The 2,811-nt window shown below is 34.4% G+C and carries 3 protein-coding genes; all 3 read right to left on the reverse strand.

From position 1 onward, the window contains the following. Positions 1 to 495, reverse strand: a 495-nt coding sequence (locus tag CIK89_RS04470; protein ID WP_144007348.1) for a hypothetical protein, incomplete at its 3' end; no start/stop codon positions are given. A 145-nt stretch (positions 496 to 640) separates the two neighbouring features. After that, a complete protein-coding gene (locus CIK89_RS13815; RefSeq protein WP_254046614.1) occupies positions 641 to 1,354 on the reverse strand; it encodes a hypothetical protein in 714 nt (237 codons plus the stop codon). Positions 1,355 to 1,360: 6 nt separating this feature from the next. Then, the coding region (locus tag CIK89_RS13475) for a DNA sulfur modification protein DndD (protein ID WP_094390245.1) at positions 1,361 to 2,811 on the reverse strand (1,451 nt) is incomplete at its 5' end.

The following is a 2,811-nucleotide window of genomic DNA, read 5'->3' on the forward strand; positions in this document are numbered from 1 at the left end:
GTTATTAATTTCATTGTACAAACGTTCTTTCTTTGGGTTCAACTTTCCATTCTTAAAGTAGCCACTACAGTCTCCGGCAAAACTATGAGGTAATTCTGTTGGGGCACCAGTTATAACTTTGTTGACTACAGGTGCGTTTACACGAAACTTTCCATCTTTAAAATTAAATGAGAAGGTGCAAATCATATGCTTTCTAAAAGGAAACCCCATTACTTTCTCATAATAAGCATCAGTAATAAATGCATTCAACGTAACTTGCTCGTTTCCAAATTTTGTAATCTCATTTGTCTTAGAAGTATATTTTCTATCCAAATATAAAGATACGGCACGAAACAAACTATCCTGCGAATAACCATCCATAGGAATAACAACAAATTCCTTTTCGTCATCCGTTACAAACTTAAACTTCGAATTAAAGTGGAACTTTACTTCTTGCGCTGTTGTTGATAATGTAACAAACATCAGCATGATTGCAATAAATATAACCTTCTTCATAATTTTAATATTTAATAATATATTGACATTTATCTCTTATCAGACTCTTGAAACAGAGGGCTGGTTTCTGTTTCCTTAATACGCAGAATCATTTCTGTGTCAGAGTGGAACAGAACCATTCCCCTGTTTCTTATGCAAGTCAAAGCTAAACCATAATACCTTTTTGTATCAATTTATTTTTAACAGCATCTTCGTCTTTGTCAAACAAACGAGACAACTGTTCAATGGTCATACCTGCTTGATAATAGCCAACAAGGTCTTTTTCTTCCTTGAATGTCCATCGATGTGTCTTCTTTTGTGTAGGCAAAGGATCCTCATTAGCATACTCGTCAATAGCGGCTTCTTCCGTTTCTTCTTTCCGACAACAAGTATCTTCTGGAACAACAAAAGACTCAATCTCTTCTTTCGGATTTTCTATTCCAAGGTCATCATAATTTCGCGAAAAGATTTCTTGCTTTACCTTTTCAAGGTCATTAAAGGAGTTTTCTCCATTTTCCATCAGTTTCATGATATGGTAAAATCCGCCGTTAGCATATTCACTTATAACCTGTATCGCATCTGAAGGAGTTTTCATTATGTCAAGAGAACCAGTTCGTGCAATACACATGCAAATGAGAGCTTGTGCAACTTTTTCTCCACCGTTACTTTTCATGATATTAAGGTTAAATATCCTTTCTATACCTGTTGATAACGGGCGGCGTTCATTCCTTATGAACCCAATTGTCGCAGCCCATACAAAGCATTGCCAATAATACGAGAAAATGTTAAAAGCGCCACCTTGCTTGTTGGAGAATTTAAGTATTACCTTCTCTTTTACATTCAGTTCTATTGGAAACTTTATCTCAAAAATATCATCCATTTTTTATTATTTTAGGCGTTCAACATTTGTACTAACTTCATATATCTCAGGCTCCTCGCTTCCATCTTTATAGATTAGGCTTGATAATTCATAAATTCTTGAAACCTTATCTTGGTCAAACAAGTCTTTATATTTATCGCTACCTATTTCTACATCCTTTGTCATAATAATCGATTGATGAAATACGTCCTTAATTCCAAGTAGATACTTGTGTGTTGTGTCCGGATCAAAGCTAGATGTGGGAGCGTCAGAAATAAATGGATAGTATATATGAAGGGCTTCTTGATTTAACGAGAGCAAAGCATTGATGATGCTCATTTTCTTTCTGTCTTCATGACTTGTATTTAATCCAGCATCATACTGAATTGAGTAATCGTCCCCTATTTCAACGCGTCCTTTATACCCTCGGTCGTGTTTTGTGAAATTATCGTAAAATTCATTAGCTCTTTCTTCGATATCTCTCAAAAGTTTTTTTCTTGCTTTTTCTTGGACAGTTTTGCAGATACTTTCAAGCACTCTAGAAATTTGAAGCCATTCTGTTTCCTCCACAGAAGTAATAACACCTGTGGCATTTCCAATACGATTCAACTCCTTTTCCTTTGCTGCCAACTGAACTTTAAGTTCTTTAATATTATCTTCTGTACTATGTAATTTTTTTTGTTCATTTTCTAAATTTGATCTAGATACTTTAATAGTTCTATCAAATGTTGTAAAATTTGCAGCTTCACGCCGAGGGTCAACCCCGTTTTTCTTCTTTATTTCATCTATCTGCTCATCTAATTTGTTCTTTTTCTCATTGCAGCTACGTAATTTTACTCGAAGGTTTTCTTCTTTTTCAGATAGCTCTTCATATTGTTTGTCGATAGCATCGATAGAAACCATTAAGCTATCAGGATAGTCTTCAATTCTACCCAGAAACATATTAAACCGTTTAGAGGTCGCTATATTATTGGTATAATCCTCCATTTCTTTTAGATATTCCTCTTGCATTTTCAAACGATTTAAAATCCAATCTCGAGTTTCAGGATGATCATCATCAACTTTGGAGCCACAAACAAAGCATCGGTGGTCTTTATATAAAATATCTTCGAGTTTTGCTTTGCTTGGGTTGTCCAAAAACTTACGTTCAGGAGCTGTATATTCCTCTTCAACATGAGCCTTGATGATTTCCTTACTCTTTTCAATTAGCTTTTTTGTTCCTCTCAACACCCATAATGATGGGAGTAACTTTCTTTCATCATTATCTATATTTGTAAGCTCATTTAAAATGTTATTGATATCCAACTTGACATTATTATACTTAGTATCAAGTTCTGCAAATTTTGCTAGGCCAGAAACCTTGCCTTCATCCTCAGCCAAAGCAATTTGAATTTTCTCAATATGATCTATTAATGTTTTCTTGTTATCTATTTCTAATTCAATTTTATCGTGAAAATGATCAATGGCGAGTAGTATTG

Source organism: Prevotella sp. P4-119, assembly GCF_002251345.1.
Lineage (GTDB): Bacteria > Bacteroidota > Bacteroidia > Bacteroidales > Bacteroidaceae > Prevotella.

Coding starts and splice junctions, on each gene's coding strand:
- CIK89_RS13815 (WP_254046614.1), bottom strand. CDS start 1,354: ATGGATGATATTTTTGAGATAAAGTTTCCAATAGAACTGAATGTAAAA.